Here is a 343-nt window from a genome sequence, read left to right on the forward strand (position 1 = left end):
TGTTCAGGTTGACCCTGCGGGCTGCACAGGGTTTTATTGATTCCATTTTTACACTGATGAATGTTCCGTTGCGCTGCCCGGATTACACCAGTGTCAGCAAGCGCGCAAAGTCGGTTAATGTCAGTTTCAAAACGTTCACCCGGGGTGAAATCGCGCATCTGGTGGTTGATTCCACCGGGCTGAAGGTCTTTGGTGAAGGCGAATGGAAAGTCAAAAAACATGGCCAGGAACGCCGTCGTATATGGCGAAAGTTGCATCTGGCAGTTGACAGCAACACACATGAAATCATCTGTGCAGACCTGTCGCTGAACAATGTGACGGACTCAGAAGCCTTCCCGGGTCT

At 50.7% G+C, this 343-nt stretch carries 1 protein-coding gene; it reads left to right on the top strand.

Annotated features, from left to right (window positions below; translation table 11 throughout):
- The coding region (locus ADJ24_RS21505; protein ID WP_048703680.1) for an IS5/IS1182 family transposase at window positions 1–343 on the top strand (343 nt) is incomplete at both ends.

Source organism: Enterobacter sp. 940_PEND, assembly GCF_001059415.1.
Lineage (GTDB): Bacteria > Pseudomonadota > Gammaproteobacteria > Enterobacterales > Enterobacteriaceae > Enterobacter > Enterobacter cloacae_M.